The 23,546-nt window shown below is 40.0% G+C and carries 20 protein-coding genes and 2 pseudogenes; 11 read left to right on the top strand and 11 right to left on the bottom strand.

The window, feature by feature from the left end; all coding sequences use genetic code 11:
- Nucleotides 1–421 (bottom strand): hypothetical protein (locus MRT15_RS04565; RefSeq protein WP_304328350.1); only part of this gene is annotated, 421 nt, incomplete at its 3' end.
- Entirely contained in the window at nucleotides 418–2,235 is a 1,818-nt protein-coding gene (locus MRT15_RS04560) for an AAA family ATPase (protein WP_304328349.1), read from the bottom strand. The genes MRT15_RS04565 and MRT15_RS04560, both read right to left, overlap by 4 nt.
- A 92-nt stretch (nucleotides 2,236–2,327) precedes the next feature.
- Here MRT15_RS04560 and MRT15_RS04555 point away from each other — a divergent pair, with 92 nt between their 5' ends.
- Nucleotides 2,328–3,002, top strand: coding sequence for a hypothetical protein (locus MRT15_RS04555; protein WP_304328348.1), 675 nt, complete (start codon nucleotides 2,328–2,330; stop codon nucleotides 3,000–3,002).
- A 10-nt stretch (nucleotides 3,003–3,012) separates the two neighbouring features.
- A complete protein-coding gene (locus MRT15_RS04550; RefSeq protein ID WP_304328347.1) occupies nucleotides 3,013–3,435 on the top strand; it encodes a PPC domain-containing DNA-binding protein in 423 nt (140 codons plus the stop codon).
- Nucleotide 3,436: 1 nt separating this feature from the next.
- Here the strand turns inward: MRT15_RS04550 and MRT15_RS04545 are convergent, their stop codons facing one another.
- On the bottom strand, nucleotides 3,437–4,432 hold the full coding sequence (locus MRT15_RS04545) for an MBL fold metallo-hydrolase (RefSeq protein WP_304328345.1): 996 nt from the start codon (nucleotides 4,430–4,432) through the stop codon (nucleotides 3,437–3,439).
- A 13-nt stretch (nucleotides 4,433–4,445) separates the two neighbouring features.
- Nucleotides 4,446–4,817 (bottom strand): DNA-binding protein, encoded by a 372-nt coding sequence (locus MRT15_RS04540; RefSeq protein WP_304328343.1) that lies wholly within the window; start codon nucleotides 4,815–4,817, stop codon nucleotides 4,446–4,448.
- 112 nt (nucleotides 4,818–4,929) lie between these two features.
- On the opposite strand from MRT15_RS04540, the gene MRT15_RS04535 reads away from it, so the two are divergent.
- The 3 genes from MRT15_RS04535 (at nucleotide 4,930) to MRT15_RS04525 (ending at nucleotide 10,233) form a co-directional block, all read left to right on the top strand.
- Nucleotides 4,930–5,103: a hypothetical protein gene (locus tag MRT15_RS04535; RefSeq protein WP_304328342.1), complete on the top strand. Its 174-nt coding sequence runs from the start codon at nucleotides 4,930–4,932 to the stop codon at nucleotides 5,101–5,103.
- Nucleotides 5,104–5,160: 57 nt separating this feature from the next.
- Nucleotides 5,161–8,790 carry a reverse gyrase gene (gene rgy / locus MRT15_RS04530; protein ID WP_304328340.1) on the top strand — a complete coding sequence of 1,210 codons (3,630 nt, stop codon included), beginning with the start codon at nucleotides 5,161–5,163 and terminating at the stop codon, nucleotides 8,788–8,790.
- A gap of 177 nt (nucleotides 8,791–8,967) precedes the next feature.
- Nucleotides 8,968–10,233, top strand: coding sequence for a Glu/Leu/Phe/Val dehydrogenase (locus MRT15_RS04525; protein ID WP_304328338.1), 1,266 nt, complete (start codon nucleotides 8,968–8,970; stop codon nucleotides 10,231–10,233).
- Between the two features lie 79 nt (nucleotides 10,234–10,312).
- Here the strand turns inward: MRT15_RS04525 and nucS are convergent, their stop codons facing one another.
- Nucleotides 10,313–11,104, bottom strand: a complete 792-nt coding sequence (gene nucS / locus MRT15_RS04520) for an endonuclease NucS (RefSeq protein WP_304328336.1) — start codon at nucleotides 11,102–11,104, stop codon at nucleotides 10,313–10,315.
- A 54-nt stretch (nucleotides 11,105–11,158) separates the two neighbouring features.
- Here nucS and MRT15_RS04515 point away from each other — a divergent pair, with 54 nt between their 5' ends.
- From MRT15_RS04515 to MRT15_RS04505, 3 genes are all read left to right on the top strand, one after another.
- Entirely contained in the window at nucleotides 11,159–11,737 is a 579-nt protein-coding gene (locus MRT15_RS04515) for a class I SAM-dependent methyltransferase (protein WP_304328334.1), read from the top strand.
- A 292-nt stretch (nucleotides 11,738–12,029) separates the two neighbouring features.
- Nucleotides 12,030–12,251 (top strand): LSM domain-containing protein, encoded by a 222-nt coding sequence (locus MRT15_RS04510; RefSeq protein WP_369684947.1) that lies wholly within the window; start codon nucleotides 12,030–12,032, stop codon nucleotides 12,249–12,251.
- A 101-nt stretch (nucleotides 12,252–12,352) separates the two neighbouring features.
- The gene (locus MRT15_RS04505; protein ID WP_304328330.1) at nucleotides 12,353–13,570 is read left to right on the top strand and encodes a methionine adenosyltransferase; all 1,218 of its coding nucleotides are present in this window, start codon (nucleotides 12,353–12,355) and stop codon (nucleotides 13,568–13,570) included.
- On the opposite strand, the gene MRT15_RS04500 is transcribed toward MRT15_RS04505, so the two are convergent.
- Nucleotides 13,538–15,601 (bottom strand): DUF460 domain-containing protein, encoded by a 2,064-nt coding sequence (locus MRT15_RS04500; RefSeq protein WP_304328328.1) that lies wholly within the window; start codon nucleotides 15,599–15,601, stop codon nucleotides 13,538–13,540. The two genes, MRT15_RS04505 and MRT15_RS04500, sit on opposite strands and share 33 nt — an antisense overlap.
- Before the next feature lie 19 nt (nucleotides 15,602–15,620).
- Nucleotides 15,621–16,493, bottom strand: a complete 873-nt coding sequence (locus tag MRT15_RS04495) for an RIO1 family regulatory kinase/ATPase (protein ID WP_304328327.1) — start codon at nucleotides 16,491–16,493, stop codon at nucleotides 15,621–15,623.
- A 135-nt stretch (nucleotides 16,494–16,628) separates the two neighbouring features.
- Between MRT15_RS04495 and MRT15_RS04490 the strand changes: the two genes are divergently transcribed.
- A complete protein-coding gene (locus tag MRT15_RS04490) occupies nucleotides 16,629–16,925 on the top strand; it encodes a transcriptional regulator (protein WP_304328325.1) in 297 nt (98 codons plus the stop codon).
- 7 nt (nucleotides 16,926–16,932) lie between these two features.
- Here the strand turns inward: MRT15_RS04490 and MRT15_RS04485 are convergent.
- The 3 genes and pseudogenes from MRT15_RS04485 to MRT15_RS04475 form a co-directional block, all read right to left on the bottom strand.
- Nucleotides 16,933–18,564 (bottom strand): annotated as a pseudogene (locus tag MRT15_RS04485) (CTP synthase).
- Nucleotides 18,565–18,641: 77 nt separating this feature from the next.
- Nucleotides 18,642–19,445, bottom strand: a complete 804-nt coding sequence (locus MRT15_RS04480; protein WP_304328323.1) for an NAD+ synthase — start codon at nucleotides 19,443–19,445, stop codon at nucleotides 18,642–18,644.
- A 54-nt stretch (nucleotides 19,446–19,499) separates the two neighbouring features.
- Nucleotides 19,500–20,249 carry an ATPase domain-containing protein gene (locus MRT15_RS04475; protein WP_304328322.1) on the bottom strand — a complete coding sequence of 250 codons (750 nt, stop codon included), beginning with the start codon at nucleotides 20,247–20,249 and terminating at the stop codon, nucleotides 19,500–19,502.
- A gap of 159 nt (nucleotides 20,250–20,408) precedes the next feature.
- On the opposite strand from MRT15_RS04475, the gene MRT15_RS04470 reads away from it, so the two are divergent.
- Both MRT15_RS04470 and MRT15_RS04465 read left to right on the top strand, forming a co-directional pair.
- The gene (locus MRT15_RS04470; protein WP_304328320.1) at nucleotides 20,409–20,816 is read left to right on the top strand and encodes a hypothetical protein; all 408 of its coding nucleotides are present in this window, start codon (nucleotides 20,409–20,411) and stop codon (nucleotides 20,814–20,816) included.
- 10 nt (nucleotides 20,817–20,826) lie between these two features.
- On the top strand, nucleotides 20,827–21,843 hold the full coding sequence (locus tag MRT15_RS04465; protein WP_304328318.1) for an adenylosuccinate synthetase: 1,017 nt from the start codon (nucleotides 20,827–20,829) through the stop codon (nucleotides 21,841–21,843).
- A gap of 63 nt (nucleotides 21,844–21,906) precedes the next feature.
- Here the strand turns inward: MRT15_RS04465 and MRT15_RS04460 are convergent.
- A pseudogene (locus MRT15_RS04460) lies at nucleotides 21,907–23,546 on the bottom strand (peptidase M14 family protein); the annotation flags it as partial.

Raw genomic sequence — 23,546 nt, 5'->3', positions numbered from 1 at the left:
GTCTACCCCACCTACCCCTCAATGGAGGGAGATTAACCCAATACTTCGCAGCTTCCTCAAAACCCATACGGGATATCAACCTCACAGAAGCGATGGGGCGCATGGCTTGACATAATACATGTGCAAGATCACTTAAACTCAAACTCTTAACTTTAGCTTCAATTATCAATGGGTCGAAGTATAGCTTTGAAGATTTATCCTTAACCCATCTACCTTGAAACTCGACAACCCTACTTAAAGCCTCCAAAGCCTCCAAATCCAAAACTAAATCCTCAGTGGAGCTTGATTGGGAGAGGAAATCCCTGAGATATTTAATGTACCTTTCAACTTCAATGGTGAATGGATCTACACCTCTACGGAGAACACGTTCACATGTGCTTATAATTCTCTCCACATATTCACGTTTAACTTTAAAGCTCACTTAGACACCACCTTAACCTCAGACTTCCCACCAACATTCTGCACAAATATTATGTTAACCCTCCCCTCCCCAACAATTACTGGACTTGGAGTTATAGCCAGATATTGTGCTTCAGCATCCTTGAAATATGATAGAATACACTTAAATATTGCCTCCCTATTCCTCGGATCCATATGGATATCAAACTCATCCACAGCTCTAAATGGGGATTTTATGAATCTCTGGGCTGCCAATAGGAATGATACTATGGCTGTTGTCCTCTCACCACCACTCTGAGAATATCCATCGAGTAATATGGGCTCAGAACCCCTAAATCCAACGAGAATCTCTAAACCAGCCTTCTCCACATCATCAAGATTTGTAACCCTAACATACCCTGTGGCATTAAGTTCAGAGAGCAAGTCGCGATAGATCCCATTTATCTCAGAAACAATGTTCATTATAGCTTTCCTCCAAGCTTCAACACGATCATTAAGCTCCCTCAATATTGCCTCCCTATTCTCACTAAGTATCTTAGCCTTCTCAGAAAGCTCATTGAATGTGGAGTTAAAGCTATTATACATTTTCTCAGCTTCAGGTGAAACTGGACCTAAAGCTTCAATCCTAGCATTAATCATCATCAAATCAGAGTTAACTTCATCCAAATCCCTAACAGTGCTTGGCATGGGACCAGCCCTCTTAGCATCCTCCAATAGAGATTCCAATTCACCCTCCAAAGACTTCAAATCCCTCTCCCTCAACTTAACCTCAGAAGATAATTCCTCAATCCTATAACCCAAAATAGCCCTAGAAGAAAACTTACCAACATAATCCCTGAATATGGATTCAAAACGTTTACATGCATCTTCAAAATCCACCCTAAGCTTGGAGAATTTTGATGATACCTCCTCAAAATCCCCTGAAACTCTACCCAAAGCTTCAAGTCTACCAATAATCCTAGAATACTCTATAAGCATATCCATAATCCTCCTCCTCTCCAACTCAACTTGAATCATATCTTCCTCCAAAACCTTAATTTCAGAGTTAAGCTCATCATAAGATCTTTTAAGAGAATCAAGCTTACCCCTCAACCCTTCAATTCTAGCCTTCAAATCATTAACAGACTTCAATTTACGGTTAACCTTAGACCATGCAAGCTCAACTTCCAATTCACCTTTACGCTTCATAAGCTCATCCTTAACCTTAAGCTTCTCATACTCACCACGCCAGAAATCTAGATTGGCTTTAGCCTTCTCAAGCATAGATTTAACTTCAGCCTCATCTTTCAAAACCCCCTCCAACCTCCCCCTAACATCCATAATCCTCTCCCTATAATGGGTTAAACCCACAGCATCCTCCAGAAGCCTCAACTTATCCCTAGATGAAACCACAGCGAATTCTTCAACCATATTTTGATGCATTATGACAAGCATATTGTCTGGATTAAACCCGAAAGCCTTAAGTATACCTTGAATCTCCCCCCTACTATACTCTACACCATTAACCTCAAACCAGTATGAGCCATCAGCCCTAAGATACCTTGAAACCCTAATCACATCAGACTTAATCCTTGGATAAGGCCTCCTCCTACCCCTAACACTATTATCCAATACAACACTAACCCTAGCAAGCTTAGAACCCCAACGTATCAAATCCCTCAACCTCCTACCACGCTCAGTATACTGGGCACCCAAAGCCACAGATATACCAAGCAAAATGGAGGATTTACCAGAACCATTGGGACCTGTAACTATATTCAATCCAGGGCTGAGGGGGATCCTACCATACTCATAAGACATGAAATTCTCCAAAACAACTTCACGTATAAACGTCAACTAAGCATCACTCCACACAATTATAATTTAATCTGTATGGGCTAGAATATATTTTATGAGCAAAACATACACTATAATTGAGGGTGCGTGGAATGGTATTAGCTGCAAAGGTGTTTAGAGTTAATGAGGAAATAGACTTGAAGAGCATAGCTAGGAAACTGCAAAACTACCACGTGGAAGAGGAAGCTGAAGAGGGGAAGAAGCTGGTAACGGAAATAATAGACCTAGACTTAACAGGGGAATCCCTAACTGGAACATACTTGAAGGACAGCATAATATACATTAATAGGAGGGGGGAGAAGACTCCAGCAATAGTAACCCTAGAAGCACCATTCAAATTCAGCAAATACAAAGACAAACTACTACTAACAATAATTGGCAAGAAGAGTTGGGCAAATCACGTTGCCAATGAATTAAGCAAAATAATATTCATAGCCATAGGGGGGATAGTGGAAGCCAAGATAAACCCTGAAACTCTTAGGAGATATCATGAGGAAAACCCTGAATCAACAAAAGTGATATTCTTCGACAACATAGACATACCAAACATAAGCAAATTAAGCCTATACGGAGAAGACTTAAAGAACACCTCACTATACACCCAATACCTATCCCATGGAACAATATGGTATATAGTGGCAACATCAAAGAAGAGTGGATACGTAATGGGGATAACTAGGAATTGCGTCATAACAGCCTTCAGCAAGATAAGCCAATACGACCTACTGAAATTCATAGAGGAAGAAATATATCCACTAATAGATTAACATTATAAACATGATTAAAGAGGCGAAGGTTGGTAGAATAATAGTTGCAAGATTGAGGGAAAACGAAGATTTAATGCAAGAAATAATGAGGGTAGTCAAGGAGAAGGGGGTTTCAGCAGGACAAATAATGCTAATAGGAGCACTCAGCAAAGCTAGATTCGGAGTATACATGAATGGAGAATACAAAATCATGGAGGTTTCAGGACATCTGGAAATAGTCTCATGCATTGGAAACATATCTGAAGATGAAGAGGGGAAAATCATACATGCACATATAAGCGTATCAGGGGAAGATGGAGTATGCCATGGAGGACATTTAATGAATGGATGCATAATAAACCCAACAGCGGAACTAACAATAATAGAGGGGGAAAACCTAAAGCTTATAAGGAAATATGATCCGAAAACGAAGCTGAAGATGCTACAACCATAAGTTAAGCTAAATCCACAATGGGCTTAGCCTCTAAACCCATATTCCTCCTAAGCCAAATGGAAAACTGACGGGAGAATGCTCCAACAGGGTAAACCCTCTTAGCGCCAGAAGCCTCAACATAGGATACAAGTTGCTGGAAATCAGCATGATCACTAAGTGGAAAGGAAGCTTCACAATTAGGCAAGCGATATATGGAAGCCCAACCAGTAGCCATAACGCCAGGCATACCGATACTCCTAGCATACTTGTATACCTTAGCGTTGGAAGTAACCAGTGGGAGGGAGAGGGATTTAAAGGATTCATAACCCTCACTGGAGGATAGTGGGATGTAAGTTAGATCCACACCAGCTGAACGATAAACCTCATTAATCCTAGCAATTTTAGAATCCACCACAACTTCCAATCCAAGAAACCTATTAATCAATGCAATAACCTCTTGAGCTTTACCAATAGAGTAAACCTTCAAAACTGGAGGTCTACCAGACTTAATGGAGGAATCTATGAATCCAGCTAAATCCTCATAAACTCTCCACCTATCTGGAAATGAAACCTTTGGGTTACCATAAGTTGCGTCAATGATGAGTTCATCGCACTCCAAAACCTTACCAGCATTGGTAATTACGGTATCAACTAAGTTTATATCCCCAGTGTAGACTAGAGATGATGAAACCCCCTCAAACCTAAATTGTAATGACCCTAAAATATGCCCAGAATTATAAACTTCCATCATCAAACGGTCAAGAGGTATTCTCTGACCATCCATGAAGAGTGGATATGAATCATCAACCCTAACATTTGTAGCTGCCTCATAGAGTTTAAGCGTATAGTAAGAAGCCAGCTTAAACCCCCTAGACTTCAAACCAGCCACATGATCTCCATGAGCATGACTAACAACGATAACATCCCCAAAAACATTATTGGAGCTTGGATCAATTAGGAAAGCTTTATCTTCGAGGAGCAATAGAATGCCGTTGAACCAGTGCAAACTCCAATCCATCGAGACACCATAATTACTCCTTAAACAAGTCTATTAGAGACTTCTTCTCACCCTTACGAACATAATATATGTTAGTTGGAATTCTAACATTCAATCCCAAACTGAGAAATAACTCGTAAAGGGAATACTCATCAATAGTGTCTTTAATATCCCCAGACTCTATAGCTTTACCCAAAACCTCAATTATCTTCCTAGTCTCCCCAGGATACTGAGCTTCAGCACAACTTAAAATCTCCTTAGCCCTCTCAGTCAACTTATCCATAAGTATACTCCTATAATCCCTCTTCTCAGTAGATTGAACCTTCTTAAGTGATAAAGCTTTCCTCTTAAGATCAGCCATCATCCTCAACTTCAAAATCTCAAGATCAATGTCACCCTCACTCAAACCTCTCCACCCAAGTAAATATGTTAATGTAAGGTGGGATAAAAGGATTACATCACACTATCAAGCTAAAATTTATTAACTTGAAGTCTGAATAAGTAAGTTGTAAAGGGATATGACAATAAGGATATACTGTGAAAGGTGCGGCTTCATATTCTATAGGGGGGATGAATTGACAAACCCGCAAGAAATAATAAAGAAGTATGGTGGAAAATGCCCAAGATGCTATAAGCCACTACAACTAAACCCAAAAAACATAAAGATAATGGGGGTAGAAGAAGGGAAATAGGGGAAAAGAGAAATATATTTATTCAAATTAATTCCAAAACTACTGATGAATAATGAAATGAAGGAGAAAGTTTACGCCATATTCAAATTCCAATGCCCAAACTGTGATGGAGACATAACAGACCTAAGACTAAAACTTAGAGTACCATGCAACAAATGCCTACCATTGGAAGATGGAGAGATAATTAAGCAGATGCATGAATTGAACGATGATGAAGCATTAAAGAGGATTATAGAGTACCTCGAACAATATGGGAGAATGGGGAAATATAAGGAAATACGGGAGTTGGAGTTAAAGGTAAATGAAGTTGAAGAGCTTTTCAAGAAAGCCAATGGGAGCAGATTTTGGAGTGCACAGAGAACTTGGTGTAAAAGGGCGCTGAGGGGGAAGAGCTTTGCAATAATTGCACCCACAGGGATGGGGAAGACGAGTTTCGGCATGATATACGCCCTATACCTAGCCAAGAATGGGAAGAAATCATACATTATACTGCCCACATCCCTACTGGCGCAACAAGTACATCAGATAATTGAGCAGTATAAGAGGAAGCTTGAACTCGAAAATATCAAGATAGCCGCATACTACGCACTACTAACAGAGAAGGAGAAGAGGGAGATGATGGAATCAATATTAAAAGGGAACTACGATATACTCATAACAACCTCATACTTCCTATCAAGAAACTATGATGCTATAGCCAACATGAAATTCAACATGATATTCGTAGACGACGTGGACTCATTCGTAAGGAGATCTAAAAACGTAGACCTCGTACTAAAACTTTTGGGGATAAGCGATGAAGAGATTAAGGAAGCATACGAGAGAATTGAAGGTAAAAGTAGCTTAAATGGTGGAAGCTTAATTAAAGCGAGAGATAGCATACTAATAGTTTCAGGGGCATCCATAAGGTCTAGGAGGACCAAAAAGATAAAGTTGATCAGGGAACTCTTGGGATTTGAAATAAGTGGGAGGATAGAGGGGTATAGGAACATAGTGGACGTATACACACAGCCAAGAGGGGGGAGAAGCTTAATAGATGAAGCCGTAAGGGTTATCAAAGAGCTTGGGAGTGGAGGACTAATATTCATACCAGTAGACAAGGGGATGGAATACGTTAAGAAGGTTACAGAAGCACTAAACAATAGTGGCATAAGAGCAGCGGCATCAACACAAGCTAGGAGAAAGCTACTGGAGAAGTTTAGAAATGGGGAATACGATGTCCTAGTGGGGATAGCGTCATATAGAAGCCCATTAACAAGAGGCATTGATCTACCGGAAACAGTAAAGTATGCAGTATTCGTTGGGGTTCCAAAGATAAGGATATCACTAGACATAAGCGAATTTAGACCATACAAGGCAATAATGCTATTGAGCAGTATAAGGGAACATGTGAAAACGGAGAGGGATAGGAATCTAATAGATGAGCAAATAGCTAAGATAAAAAGGTATTTTGCAACTGTTGGAGAAGAGGTGGTGATAGAAGTTATAGAAGCAATAAAATCAAATATAAAACTTGAAGGATATAAGGGATTCCTCCAGCAAATAATAAATGAAACAATAAAGCTGGTACAAGATTACTTAAGTAGGAAAGATATAAAGAGGAGCATTAAGAAGAGCCCATACTTAGATATTGAGGAAGGGGACAAATTAACTATAATTGTGCCAGATGTGGTAGCATACATCCAAGCTTCGGGGAGAACATCAAGACTATATGCTGGTGGAGTTTCAAAGGGGCTTGCAGTAACCATAATTGACAATAAGAAGGCCTTCAACGGGCTGATGAGAGAAATAAAGTGGTATTTAGAAGATGTGGAATTCGCCAGATACAATAAAGAGGAAATTAGGAAATTGATGAAGGAGATAAGTGATGAAAGGGTGAAGATAAAGGATATTAGGGAGGGGAGAATTACTGGGGAATTAAAGGATATAGTCAAAACAGCACTACTCGTAGTTGAATCCCCAAAGAAAGCATCCACAATAGCAAAATTCTTCGGAACACCACACAAGAGAAGAGTTGGAGCCCTCACAATCTTTGAAGTAAGCACTGGAGACTACATGCTAAACATAGCTTCAACCGCGGGACACGTCTTCGACCTAACAACACAAGATGGATATTATGGAGTCATAGTAAAAGATGAAGAGATGATCCCAGTATACGACACCATAAAGAGATGCAAGAAATGTGGAAAGACGATAAGTGACAGTATAAGTGTATGCAATATATGCGGTGGAGAACTATACGATAAAAGGGAGATTGTTGATGCATTGAAATCCATTGCAAGGGAAGTGGATATGCTCATAATAGCCACAGACGATGACTCCGAAGGGGAAAAGATAGGTTGGGATATAGCTCAAGTCCTATCACCATATGTTAGGAATATTAAGAGGATGAGGTTCCATGAGGTAACACCAAGAGCAATAAAGGAGGCACTACAAAACCTTGGGGAAATAAATATGGGTATGGTGGAAGCGCAATTATTGAGGAGGATAGAGGATAGATGGATAGGATTTGAACTTAGCAAGAAGGTTCAAGTTAATTTTGGTAGGAGAGAGCTATCCGCAGGTAGAGTGCAAACACCAGTTTTAGGGTGGGTTGTGAACAGCACAAAGGAATTGAAGGAAAACATAGTTGACATGGTGGAAATAACACTTCAAAACGATAGGAAAATCACCGTGATGATGGAGAAAACCAGGAAGAATGAGCTTGCAAAAATACTCAAGGAGTTAGAATCATCAGATGTGGAAGTAGTTAAGTTGGAGGAAATTGAGGAGGAATTAAATCCAAAACCCCCATACACCACAGACGCCCTATTAAGAGATTCATCTGAAATATTGGGATTAGGGGCATCGAGAACCATGAGCATAGCGCAAGACTTATTCGAGCTAGGTTTAATCACATATCACAGGACGAGTAGCACAAGGGTATCCAACGTTGGAATGAAGGTGGCGCAAGACTACATAAGTGAAAAGTGGGGAGCAGACCTATACTACCCAAGGAGATGGGGGGCTGAGGGAGCTCATGAATGTATAAGGCCAACAAGACCAATAGATGTTAGCAGATTAAGGTACTTAATAGCATCGGGGATAATGAGACTTGGTAGAAAATTGACAAGGGATCACTACGACCTATACGATTTGATATTCAAGAGATTCATTGCAAGCCAGATGAAACCTGCAAAGATTTTGAAGGAAAAGGCGATAATAAATGTGGCAACATTAAACAAGACGGTTTCAACAGATGAGGTAGTTGAAGTCATAGATGAAGGCTTCACATTAATATCCCCAATTAGAACCATGCCAAAATTATATGTTGGCAAAATAGGGGTTAAAAGTGTAAGGAGTTGGAGAACCTCACTTAAACCACTATTCACAGAGGGAGGGCTTGTCATGCAAATGAGGGAGAGGGGGATAGGGAGACCATCAACATATGCCCATATAATCTCCACGCTCTTCGAAAGAGGATACATAAAGACTACAACTAAGAAGGGGAAATTGATAGCCACAAGCCTAGGATCAAAAGTCTTCAACTACCTAATATCAAACTACAGTAAATACGTATGCGAGGAAACCACTAGGAAGCTTGAGGAACTGATGGATGAAGTTGAGGAGGGGAAAGCCAACTACGCTGAAATACTAAGAGAACTATATGAAGAAATGATGGAGCTAGCCACAAGCACACCCCACTAAACTTTAATTGAACAGAACACATAATTAATCCTTAATTATTCCTTACACGCGTCTCTTTTTACGTTTATGTTCGATCCTCCCAGATTCCTATTTTTAAAATAAAATACCCCTTACATAAAAGTCCACAGTCAAAATATATACAAAGTTTTCAGAATAATGTTAGGACGAGGTGATATAATGTCATACTTGGAGTGGATGCTGAGAATATTAAAGAACTCTGTTGATTTAGCTGGATTGCCTCAGGAAGTCTACGAATATTTAAGTAAACCAGACAGAGTACTTATAGTTAAGATACCTGTTAGAATGGACAATGGGAAACTAGTGGTGTTTGAAGGCTATAGGGTGCAGCATAACAATGCTTTAGGCCCATACAAGGGAGGTATAAGATACCACCCTGAAGTTACCCTAGAAACAGACATTGCATTGGCAATGGGCATGACGCTAAAGAACTCCCTAGCAGGAATCCCATATGGTGGTGGGAAAGGTGCTGTCAAGTGCGATCCCAAGAAGATGAGCATGAGAGAGCTGGAGCAATTGAGCAGAGGTTATGCTAGAGCAATAGCCACAATAATAGGCCCCGAAATAGACATACCTGCACCAGACGTCAACACAAACCCACAGATAATGGCTTGGATGGTTGACGAATATAGCAAATTGAAGGGGTATAACGTTCCAGGAGTTTTCACAGCTAAGCCACCGGAACTTTGGGGTAATCCAGTAAGAATATACTCAACAGGATTCGGTGTAGTAGTAACTGCTAAAGCAGCTGCAGAGAAGTGGTTGGGGGGATTTGAAGGTAAGACCGTATCCATACATGGATTCGGTAACGTGGCACAGCATGCAGCTTACTGGGCAAGCAAGTATGGCGCTAAGGTGGTTGCAGTAAGCGACACTTCAGGAACAGTATATGATCCTAAAGGCTTAGACGTTGAGCTAGCTATGAAAGTTAAAGAGGGAACTGGCAAGGTGATTAATTATCCAAAGGGTGAGAAGATAAGTGACCCATATGCATCCCTCTACGTAGATGCAGACATATTAATGCCCTGTGCAATTGAAAATGTGATAACCGATAAAAATGCCAATAAGGTGAAGGCTAAGTTAATTGTTGAGGGAGCTAATGGACCAACAACCCCAGAAGCAGAAAGGATACTGTATAGTAGAAAGGACTTCGTAGCTGCAGTACCAGATATCTTAGCCAACGCTGGCGGAGTCGTAATGTCCTACTTGGAGTGGGTGGAAAACCTCCAGTGGTACTTCTGGGATGAGGAGGAAACTAGAAGCAAAATAGCATCGATAATGGAGAAGAACTTTAAGAGAACCGCTGAAGGATGGGAGAAATTGAAGAATGAGAAGAAGGACAAGCTAGTCACTATGCGTGACGCAGCATTCGTCTTAGCAGTTGAAAGAATTTATAATGCAATGAAGCTACGTGGATGGCTATAATTCCATGAAGACTCGTAATCCAAAATTTAACCCTCCACTTTTTTATTTTATTCCATACTTATGAGTGGAAAGCTAACTATTACGAGCCCCTCTGAATAAACTTCTTTAAGTCTACACCCTCAGGACTTTTACTCAAAATTTCAGAACACTTCTTAGGATCTAAACGTTTAAATTCGAGGCCGAGGGAGGAGAGGAGGCTTTGAACACCCTTAGATATTCCGGGAGCTACAAGTATACCCCTAACCTCCCTATATGGGCTTCTACCCTTAACCTCATTTACGTACTTAGCCAACTGTAAAACGGCAGATTTATCAGCAACCCTCCTTTTAATCTCCAAGATAACAAGTCTACCCTTGGAATCTAAACCATAAAGGTCTATGAATCCAGGATCTACATGCCTTTCGAAGCTTATGATTTTAAGACCATCCTCAACGATGTTTGGAGAGGCAATTATAGCTCTCTGCATATCCAATTCAGAAGCGTAAAGTGAGAATTCACCTTCATCAACAAGTGTACAGCATGTTAATAGGATTATCTTATCGAAAATTATATCAACAATCTCCCTAGGCTTAACTCTAACCGCCCTCAAACGTAAACCATCATCCACAACATCAATATGAAATATGCATCCAGGAGGTTGCCAATTCACTGGAGAAACATCCCATGGTCTATGAATCTGAATAGATCCATCAGGCTTTATGATGATCAACCTCTCCCCCCTAGTTAGATTTGAAGAAGCTCTCCCATGATAATTTATGATACATGACCCAACAAGTATAACCATCCTTCTATGTTCAATACCATCCCTCAAAACAGCTTCAGCTTCACTGAAACTTGGCATATGAATGCAATTAAAGGATGATCCGCTCAAAAATGGCACCAAAGAAATAAGTGTAGAAACCATGTAAATAATTTTTGATCCATAGTGAGCCATAAACCATCAAAAAGGGAGATAATGATAAAATACAACACGACATCCAGAGGATACGATGAATTATACGGTGAAGAACAAATGGAAAAGTACGTAGAAGTAATGAAGGAGATGGAAAATTTGAAGGATAAAGTAGTGCTGGATATTGGATGTGGAACTGGAATAATGGAGGGAATGCTACTTCAAGCAAAACACATCATAGGATTAGACATATCAATAGAAATGATTAAAATAGCAAAGGAGAAGTATAAAGGATGCTATAATATTTCATGGGTAAATGCAGATGCAGAAAACCTACCAATAAAAAGCAAATCCATAGACTTATCGCTAATGATAACAGTAATACAAAACATACCAAGCCCACCAGATGCCTTAAAGGAGATTGAGAGAACATTGAAATTAGAGGGGGAAGCCATAGTTACATATCCAAAAGCCCACTACAAACCAGAGGAAATCCTTGAAGAAATATCCAAATTAAAACTACTAGAGAATGCAGTGCTCAAAATCACAAACACAAAGGACATGATAGTAAAACTTAAAAGAAAGAAATTTGGGGTTTTCAGCAGTTTCTGAATAGTTGAATTTATATGACATCACCACTATATTTCGAGTGGGGAATAGCACCGAATGCCCCTCTCTGGGCGATATGTGGTGAAGGAAGCTCAGGATGAGGGGAGCTCCGTTGCCCCTGAAAGCCACTTATGAAGCTCATAAAGCCGAGGTGGAACGGATAATAATAAAATATTAACTATCCGACAACGGAGAGAAACCTATATAAGGAATAACCTATACTTAAAGAGTTTAGGTAACAGCCACAGTAAATTTAAATGTGAGGTAAGCCTGCTTGAAAATCACACCATTAAAAATGCTTGGACGTGCAGTAAATACGAGAGTGACTGTGAGGCTTAAAAGTGGCGATGAATACACTGGGATACTGGAAAAGTGCGATCCAAACATGAACTTAATAATAGTGGATGCAGAAGAATTAAACAATGGAACAGTAATAGCAAAGTATGGTAGGATATTCATAAGGGGGAACAACATATTATACATAAAACTTGACAGCACACAAGTGTTATGGGTTTAGATTAAGGAAACTCGGCTAACAAAAAGTTAAAATTTAAGGTATAAATCATAATTATTCAATAATATACTGACATTACAAATAACTGTAGAAAGTGAAGAGCTATGTCAAAAAACATAATCATAGAGGCGATTAAGAGCACCCCAGTAGAGGAGATGAGCACGGAGATCGTTGAGAGGAAGGGGCTTGGACACCCAGACTACATAATAGATGCATCAGCTGAAAGTGTTAGCATTGCACTATCAAAATACTATATGAAAAACTTCAACACAATACTACATCACAACGTAGATAAAGGGTTACTGGTTGGTGGGAGAGCTTCACCAAGATTTGGTGGAGGAACAGTTGATGAACCAATATACATTATAGTGGCTGGTAGAGCGGTAAACGAGATAGTTAAAGACAATGAGGTAACAATGATACCCGTAGGATATCTAGCAGTAAATGCAATAAAGGATTTCATAAGGAGGAACTTCAGATTCCTAAACCCAGATGAACATGTAATAGTGGATTACAAAATTAGACCTGGATCTGCAGATTTAAGGAAACTATTCCAATTGGGGGTCGATGTCCCCCTATCCAACGACACATCCTTCGGAGTTTCCTTCGCACCACTAACAGAAACTGAGAGACTAGTTTATGAAACTGAGAGATTCCTAAATTCAAGGGAGTTTAAGAAGAAGGTACCTGAAGTTGGTGAAGACATAAAAGTTATGGGTTTAAGGAGGGGGAAAGAAATAGAATTAACAATAGCTGCTGCAATAATAAGTCAACTTACACCTGACATGGACCACTACATAAGCGTTAAAGAGGAGATAAAGAGGAGCGTGGAAGATTTAGCGTGCAAAATAACGGAGCTACCAGTAAAAGTTATGGTGAACACAGCGGACAAGATAGATGCAAACCTAGTTTACATAACGGTAACTGGAACTTCAGCTGAAAGTGGGGATGATGGAAATACTGGTAGAGGGAATAGGGTGAATGGCCTAATAACACCATGCAGACCAATGTCCATGGAGGCAACTGCAGGTAAAAATCCAGTTAGCCATGTGGGGAAGATATATAATGTAATGGCGAAAATCATTGCAAACAAAATATATAGTGAAGTTAAGGGGATTAGAGAGGTATATGTGAAGATACTAGGTCAAATAGGTAGACCAATAACAAACCCACTCCACATATCAATAGAAACACTGCTCCACAATGATTACAAATTGACTGAAAGTATGAAGAGCGATATAGAGGGAATTGTTTGGGAGCAGTTTAGCAAAATAACTGAAGTAACGAAGTTAATACTTGATGGTAGAATCGAAATCTTTTAACTCCTTTAAACGCATACTCCTATACTCATCAAAAAGCTTCTTCAACCTCTCCCTACGCTTCAAACTAGACCTCTCAAGGAGACTCTCCCTCGCACTATTAAGAGCATTACTCAACAAGTTAGCTTCAACATATGGGTAGCCTTCAAAGAACTCCAATTTAATACTGGAAGCATCAATAAATGGTATTTCAAAATCATCAAAAGCCTCGCAAACATGTTTTGGGGGTGAAAATCCCACAATACCAGCACACCCAACACTAGAAAGCTTCTTCAACGAATCAACATCGAAAACATTGAAATCAGATATGAAGACCACATCACCCCTACGTATGTTATAGGATTCAATGGAGCTACGCACATTATCTAAAGTTAAATTCTTGATAGGTTTCAAGAAGACGATTTCACCCCTAAGAACCTTCAAAAACATCTTAGTCCAACCATCAACTTTAGCTTTAAGAGATTCGCATTCAGACTTAATGGATTGATAGGCTGATTGAAGTTCACTCAACCTAGACTCTAGAGAGGCAACTTCACGATCCCTCTTAATCTTATAATTAAGTTCACTATTCAGTGAATTGATAAGGGAGTTAAGCTTATCAATCTCAGACTTCAACTTCTCAACTTCCATGGCAAGCTGATCCCTCTGAAACTTTAGGTTCCTAACCATTTCCTCTTCAATACTAAGTTTACGCTTCAAATACTCAACAACATCAGAAGATTCAGCCTCAACCTCCAATTCAACTTCCTCTGGTTTAGATTCAACGACAGTTGAAATCTTAACTTCACGTGTCAAAACGTCAATAGCCCTCTTAATACTATACCCCCTAATAAGTAGAGCTCTAAGCTGTTTACGTGGAACATCAATCCCAAGCTCCGAAACACTTGAATCAGCCTTACTAAATAGTGGTTTAAACCCGTAGAAAACCTTAACAGCAGAAGCTAAAGCATCCCTCTCATGAACGTTCAAATCCAAATTTAAATTGAAATCTTTGCAATACCTATAAACTAAATCCCTCTTCTCATCAACACTTAAACTCCTATCAAGCTCATACACCCTTGCACCCCAAATGGAAGCCATTTTAACTACGAAGAATGATGGTGGATGCACATCAGTGGCCACAATGATGGGGGTACCGAACTTCATAACCTCAGATATAATATCATTCCTACTCCAATTCCTCCTACTACAAACATGGACTAACCTACCATCCATATCCAATATAGCTAAACCAGTAATAACCCCTGGATCAAGACCCACTATTAAAGGCTCCTTCCCACAAATATCCTCAGACTCGGGAGAACCAAGGGGTTTAAAGATTATTTTATCAGAAGACTCTTCAAACACTTTAATTTGCACATCACCCAAATTCATATTTTTAACAAGCCCCCTTAAAGAGTCTTTTGGGGAATACACTATGAATAGGCATCTATCAACCCCAAACCCCCTCCTATTAAAGAAGACGTCATATTCAATGCCATGGGAATCGAGAATGGACTTAATGTTCATAGATGCATTATAAACTGCAGTTCTAATCTTCCTCTCATACCTATCCTCACTCATACCCCCCTCACCAATCCTCCTCCCCCTACACACAAGAATCCTAGTCTCATTCTTCAAGTACTCAACCTCAGACCCCACACCCATACTTGCAAGTCTAGCTGAAAGTTCAGCAGCCATAATTGGGCTGAGCTTCCCAACACCATCAGCCAAACCATAATCCCTAACCAGCATCGAGAGAGGTTTAAATCCACCAAAAACCCTAGTAACCTGAACAACCTTAACATCTTGTGGGAAAGCTTTAAGGAATTTTAGAAGCCTAGAACTGGAGGATGCAAACTCATAAACATTATCTATTGCAACCATTGAGGGCTTAAGGGTCCATATAAGTCTTAAAAGCCTCCTTTTACTCACATTCTCAAATCTCGATACAACCTTCCCCTCATCCAATATGACAACGGAGTATCTTGGTTGAGAACGCCCCAATGGTGTTGACATGGGCATCAAATCAACACCTAAAATAACTCCACCCAAATTTAACACCACAAATAAATCATCTACCCAAAACATATGATAGGGAATCGGTGAAATTTAACTTTAACTTAAACCTCCTATCAAAGAAATCAATAATGTTTCTTAAATCCCTCTCCAATAACATCATAGCTGAGGGATGATTAACCTCCACAGCTTGAGGCCAATCTATTATGACACACTCCAAATTCGGCGTAACAATTATGTTGTATTCAGATAGATCCCCATGAACATATCCACCACTATACGATAAACGCATCTCATCCAAAATCATTTCAAAGAAATTGTATGGATCTGGAAGGTAATCGCAGACGTAGAGGAGGTCTCCCTCCACATAGGACATTACAACCACATGCCTATTCTGGGTTATGGGAGTTGGAACCTTAACGCCAGCCTTAAATACATCCCTCAAAACTTTAAACTCCCTCTCAGCAGACAACTTAGACCTAAAAATCCATGGAAGCTCATCCTTATGAGCTAAATAATTCCTAATCCTAGTTGCACTTTGAAGGTTAACAACACCCAAACGATGAAACTTCAAAACCACAGCCTCCTCAGTGGGTGCAAAAGCCATGTAAACATCAGACTCCTTACCAACACCAAGAGAGCCTCCAACACCAACAATGTAACTGGAATCCACAAGATACTTCATAGCCAAAACATCATATCCAGCATAAGTCAACATATAACCTTCATATGGAACCCTCTTATACAATACAAGACCCATATCATGCATCCTCTTAAGTGAATCCAAAATAAACCCCCTACTAAAACCCGAATCTGAAGTTATGATGTCTAATGGCACATAGAGGAAGCTCCTCATCCTACTCTCCACAATACTTAAAATATGGAAATCGTCAGCGTCAAGGGATTTAAAAGCCTCAATTGGAAGCATAACTAAGGGTAATTACATAAAGCATAAACTAATACTTTTCCCATACAAATATACTTTAAAACAAAGGAGGAAAAACAATTTTAAATAAAGAATTAACACAACTAACAAATGGGAATATGAAAGGTGAACAACATTATGAAGGAAATTGAGGGGAATAGTGGAGTTTTAAGGGTTGAGGGAGATAAGATAATTGAGATAGCATCCATACTCTCATCAAAAACGAGACTCGAAATACTTAAAAGAACATTGAATACTGAAGTGGACGTAGATGAACTTGCAAAGGAGATAAATCAAAGCAAAGCTAACACAAGTGCTCAAATAAGGATATTGGAGAAAGCGGGACTCATAAAAACAATATATAAACCTGGAATTAGAGGTGTGAAGAAGATTTGCACTTCCAATGTTAGGGAGATAGTATTTGTTTTAAAGTAAAGTGGAGCTAACCTCTACCCTCAGAATATTTCAACGCAGCTTCAACGAAGCCTAGGTATGGTGGTGAAGGCTTCCCAGGACGGGAATTAAACTCTGGATGGGATTGAGATGCTAAGAAGAATTTCAACCCCCTAATTTCAATGAATTCAACTCTACGTCCATCCTCACTCAAACCTGAAAACACAAGTCCAGAAGATTCTAAGATATCCCAATACTTGGGATTAACCTCATACCTATGCCTATGCCTCTCACTTATAACACTACAACCATACAATGTACGAGCCAAAGTGTTATCCTTCAAGATTATTTTATGTGCACCAAGCCTCATAGTACCACCCTTAACATCAACCCCCCTCTGCTCTGGAAGTATGTCTATTACTGGATGTGGGGTATTTGGATCCACTTCAGTGCTATTGGCACCCTTCAATCCCAAAACGTTCCTAGCAAACTCCACCACAGCCATCTGAAATCCAAAGCATATCCCCAAAAATGGAATATCATTCTCCCTAGCAAACTGTATAGCTTTAATCTTCCCCTCAGTACCCCTAGCCCCAAATCCCGGTAAAACCATTATACCATCATAATTGGCTAGAGAATTGACCATAGACGGATTATTCTCAAGCAATTCAGTTTCAATCCAATCCAAATCCACATGTACACCAAGCTTAGCTCCAGCATGCTTCAAAGCTTCATTAATGCTAATATAGGAGTCTGCAAGCATGGTGTATTTACCACACATAGCCACCTTAACTTTACGGTCACATTTACGGAAGGATTCCACAATCCCCCTCCACTCACTCCAATCAGGCTTCACATCCTTAAGCCCCAACCTACGCATTATGTAGCTACCCATACCCTGCTCATCCAATATCAAGGGGACTTCGTAAATGCAATCCACAGTATATGATGTGAAGACGGCATTATAGGGGACATTACCAAACAATGCAATCTTCCTCTTAGCAGACTCCATTAATGGGGAAGCACACCTGGCAACTATTATGTCAGGTTGAATTCCAATCCTCCTAAGCTCATTAACACTATGCTGACATGGCTTAGTCTTCTGTTCACCAGTAACATCTAGTATTGGAACTAAAGCCACATGAACAAACAATGTATTCTCATACCCCTCCTCCAACCTCATCTGCCTAATGGCTTCAAGGAATGGGAGACCCTCAATATCACCAACAGTCCCACCAACCTCAACTATAACGACATCCACACCACCCTTCTCACCCACAACCCTAATTCTCCTCTTAATCTCATCAGTGATATGTGGAACCACCTGAACACAAACCCCCAAATAATCCCCACGCCTCTCAGCATCAATGACAGCCCTATAAACCTGCCCCGTAGTTATATTGTTATCCTTACTAAGTTTTATGTCTAGGAAACGCTCATAATGACCCAAGTCAAGATCCGTTTCACCACCATCATCAGTAACGAAAACTTCACCATGCATATATGGATTCATGGTTCCAGCATCAACATTCAAGTATGGATCTATCTTTATTATTGTTGGAGAATAACCCCTAACTTGAAACATCTTACCAATAGATGCTGCAACTACACCTCTGGGGGGAGGTTAACCTCCTTTCCCCACACTAGACAAAACACCACCAGTAACGAAGACATACTTCAAATGAACTCCACCCCCACTCACAACAATAATGAATAACTATCAAAACATGTATATAAATGTGAGCAATTAAGAAGATTTTAAGCTCTTCTCATCAAACTCATAGGCAACTCAATTATCTTTGGGAAGGAACGTTTATGTGATGATGAATCCACCATCCCCTTAATCTTGAGAACATCATTTAAACTAACATTAAGCTTCGAAGCAACCTCCACAGGACTTAAACCAACATCCACAAGTAAGTATAATATTGGATCTATGAAGCTATATGGGTATCCAAGCTCATCTTCAGCAAGATGACCAGGCCACAAAGCTGGACTACTAGGCTTACTCACAATCCTAGATGGAACCCCGAGGAAGCTGGCAAGAAGCTTAACTTGAGTCTTATACAATGAGCCTATGGGTAGGAAGTCGCATCCACCATCACCATACTTGGTGAAGTAACCTAAAAGTATCTCACTCTTATCCCCAGAGCCAGCCACAATCCACCCCTCAAGATTAGCGAAATAATAGTTAATGCACATCCTAATCCTAGCCCTCAAATTCCCCACAGAAAGCCTTGATGGTGAACCAAAAACCTTAAGTGAATCCATAAAGGCTCCCAAAATGGGCTTAATATCCAAAACCCTATACTCTATACCGAGAAGTTTTGCAACCATAATTGCATCATCAAAATCCTCTCTTGGAGTGACATCGGAATCTGGGAGAATTAAACCCAAAACTCTACTTGAACCAAGAGCCTTAACGCAGAGAAATGCAACAGTAGAGGAATCTAAGCCTCCACTTAACCCAACCACAACACCCCTAGACCAGCTTGGAACAAAACCCCTAATACCACTACATATGTGCTCCGCAACAGCACCCCAATCTAGATCGTAGAGCAAACAGCAGCACCGATAAAGTATTGATAGATTTTAGTAATTAATTTAATCATTTACTCAAGGGGTCTGCTTCTCATGACTTTGCGAATGCTTATGGAGGATTGTGGTAAGCTTACCGAGAATCACAATACCATCGTTTGGGACTATGTCAAAAACGTACTTACTCATATCCATTGGAGACCACCTCATTTTACGTGCATACAGAACTCTGTATAGGTTTGGTCCATGCTCAAATATGTCCAAGACAATTATGCCAGAGGATATGAATTCCTCCACACCATACCTGCTAAGCGCACTTGAGCCCGATGGAATATCAGCCGTTATGACAGTTGTGGATCCAATCTCCTCCTCAATATAGCTTACAATCTCCCTAACATACTCCCTAACCCACAACAAGTCTCCAGCACCTTGAACCAATGAGGAAATGGGGTCAAGAACAAGCCTATCAATCTTCCTCTTACCAGTATACTGAAGTATATGCTTCACAAAAGACCTAGACTCCTTACCATGCTTTAAATCCTCAGTCTTCAACCTAATCTCAAAGGGTATGAAGTTTCCAGACTTAACATATTGATCGAAATTCCAACCAAGATTTAAAGCTCCAGTTAAAACATTGGATATACGGTCATCAAGGGATATGTAAACGCATGTTTCATTCTTCCTTAAGCCATCCAACATGTATTGCAAAGACATTATCGTCTTACCAGTCCCAGTCCCCCCAGCAATGAGATACGTCCTCCCCTTAATGAACCCTCCACCAATAATTTCATCAAGTTTACTTATGCCAGTTGAAATCCTCTCAAGCATTAAAATACACCAACAAATAATAGTTGTAAACAATAAAATTTAACTCTTTTCAAAACCACAATTATATGTTGGCGGATGAAGAGGCGGCGCTGTTGAGCTTTGGGAGGGGCTATGAAACTCGATGGGCGGTCTGACGCCAAACAAATGGGGTGATAATAGATGAGTAAACTTTCTGAAAGTGTTGGGGAATTAATTGTGGAAGCAAACATGGAAACTCTTAGAGAAGCTGCAAAAGTGGTTTTTGGAGCATCATTAAAGGAGTATGTGGAAGATGGGAAAACAATATTCGCATTGGAAAGCCCAGTATGCCAACCACGAATAATAGTTGAAAAGATTGCTGAGGAAAAATACAGAATTACATGTAGAAGTAAATGTATGATAAAGGATTGCCCATACTGGGAGAGATGTGTAAAGATAGATAATGAAAGATTGAAAACATATGAAATAGCATTGAGGAAAATTATGGGAAAGGATATTGTAAAGGAGAGGAAATATACTTGGATCCCAGAGAGGGTTAGGGAGGAGGAGATAGAAAAGATAATAGATAGGATAATTAGAATAAAGTAAGGTGAAGAATGTGCCTCTAACAGTTGTGGTTGGAGGATTCTTCGGAGATGAGGGAAAGGGGAAGATAGTATCATACCTAGCATTGAAAGATAAAATAGACATAGCCGTAAGAACGGGATCAGTGAATGCTGGACATACAGTGGTATGGAACAACGTGACATATAGGCTTAGACTAATACCAAGCGCATTCGTATATGAAAATGCTAGATTGCTAATAGCGGCAGGGGCAAATGTAAACCCAAAAATATTGTTAGAGGAAATAGAAACGACGAAAACACATAATAGGGTTGGCGTGGATCACCAAGCCTCAATAATAGAGGAACACCATATAGAGGAAGATAGATCAGACCAACACCTATCAAAAAACATAGGAACCACGGGGCAGGGAGTTGGACCAGCAATAGCAGATAGAGTTAGGAGAAAGGCGAAACTTGCAAGAGACATACCAGAATTGAAGAAGTACCTAACAGACGTAGCCTTAGAAGTAAATGAAGCCATTGATGATGGAAGGAAGGTGATATTGGAGGGGACGCAAGCCACATTCCTCTCATTATATCATGGAACATACCCATACGTTACTGGAAGGGATACCACAGCATCAGCAATATGTAGTGAAGTAGGGGTGGGGCCAAAGAAGGTGGATGAAGTGTTAGTAGTATTCAAAGCATATGTAACGAGGGTTGGAGGAGGACCTCTACCAAACGAACTCACATTGGAGGAAATAGAGAGAAGAGGGTGGGTTGAAAGGGGAACCGTGACCGGTAGAGTTAGGAGAGCCGCTCCATTCAACATAGAGTATGCCAAGAGAGCTGTAATGCTTAACAGCGCCACTCAAATAGCAATAACGAAGATGGACGCACTATTCCCAGAATGTAGGGGGATGAGATGCTTCGAAGAACTACCAAGAGATGCTAAGAAATTCGTGGAGTGGATTGAAGGGGAACTGAAAGTACCAGTTACATTGATAGGGACGGGAGCTGAAATTGAAGACATAATAGATCTCAGAGAAGATAAATGCAAGAAATAAAGTGAACGAAAAATCTTAAAAAATGAGGTTAATTTTTATTGTGGATTACCTTCAAACGTACGCTCAACAGTACTTGTATAGAGCATTGAATATCAATTTGAAGGTTCCATGGGTTTGAGCTCTAAATTGCGGTCTAAAAGCATATAATACAGCTTTACCACTACCCTCCTTAGCCACAACCAAAGCTGGTTTGCGAGACAGATAACTCTCACCAATAAGCCAACCACTGGATTTAATGTTAGTCTCAGGATAAGTTACTGGAGCCTCATACAATTCACTATAGTATGTTGGCAGAATCTCCAATATTGGACTATCATAGAAGAAGACCTTCGAGGTTTTAGGCATACCATAACATAGTGGATGCGTATTATCAACATTAACATTTAGAACGGAGCCTGGACAGAAGAAGACTTTTGGATCTAAATTCTTAGCTGCATTGTTCAACTTGAGTTTAAGAGCTTCTATTGCGAAATCGCAGGAGCCATTAAATGCCAATAAAACTCCACCCTTAGAGACGAATTCCCTAACCTTCTCAACACCCTCCTTCTTAATTCCACTCATGTATTCTGGTGGAATTGGAGGCATAACGTAGGGCCTCTTAAACCTCTCAGTTAAAGCCTTCTCAATAGCCTCCTTACTCTCACCAACTATTATTGCACTATTGTCATCGGCAAATATTAGTACATCAACCTTCTCAGAAAGTTTTCCACCCCTAATATCCTCATCCAAAATTACTTGAATTGGGAATTTGAAGTGCTCTAAGAGCCATCTAGTCCACCCCTCATCCATATTTCCACCATAATATCTCTGATATATCCCAACCCTAGCTTGCTTAACCTCAATTAAGTCCACATTCAACTCAGACTTCAAATTATATACTGGAACGTGGAATTCCCTTGAGACATTATTGAGTACATCTAAAACTTTATCTTGAACTGGTATGTAGAAGGAGCCCATTGGGAGAGTTACATCATCAACCTTAACATCCTTCAAAACCCTATAAACCTTAAACCCTAAAGATAACAGTACATTCACTGCCGCAAATGTATCATTCAACCTGCAATCCAACATATATCCAAATCTAGACTCAGCCACTGGGGTATATGGGTAGATAACTTCATCTATCATCTCAAACTCACCATCAAACCTATCCATAGCAACATCAACCTTAACACCCATATAATCTGGAATCGTATAACTTGCAACATCATATGGTCTTATTGGGGTGCCATCACGAGCACGAGTCCACTCATTATCCGGATACTCCGTCTTCTCAAGAACATACTTCACAAAAGCCCTCTTCGGCTGTGCAGAGAATATTACGAAAGTTCCAGCTGGATAAACAGTATTACCAATCTTGAATGGCTTCTTAGCAACATGAACTTCAACATCCAACTTCCTAAACACATCTATCATCTTCAATGCAGTATTTGGGTCATGCTGATCCTCCAAGGATACTATGAAAGCATATGGGGGTTCATTAAGCCCCTTCTCAATGTTCCTCTTGGCTTTGATGTACATGTTCTTCAGTATGGTTTCTTTCATTTTAGCTGCCAATTCGAGGGCTGCGAGATTTGATATTAGTTGTTGTTTTATTATGTCTTTTAGTTTCCACCATCCTCCTGGCCATGGGTTTGGGAAGCTGTATTGCTTTTTATCTCCAACTCTCCCCCTATTCCCAGTTAATTGATGTTTATGAATAT

The organism is Candidatus Culexarchaeum yellowstonense, assembly GCF_024707025.1.
GTDB lineage: Archaea > Thermoproteota > Methanomethylicia > Culexarchaeales > Culexarchaeaceae > Culexarchaeum.
Note: the sequence above shows the minus strand (reverse complement) of the source record. Positions and strands in the feature narration are given on the sequence as shown.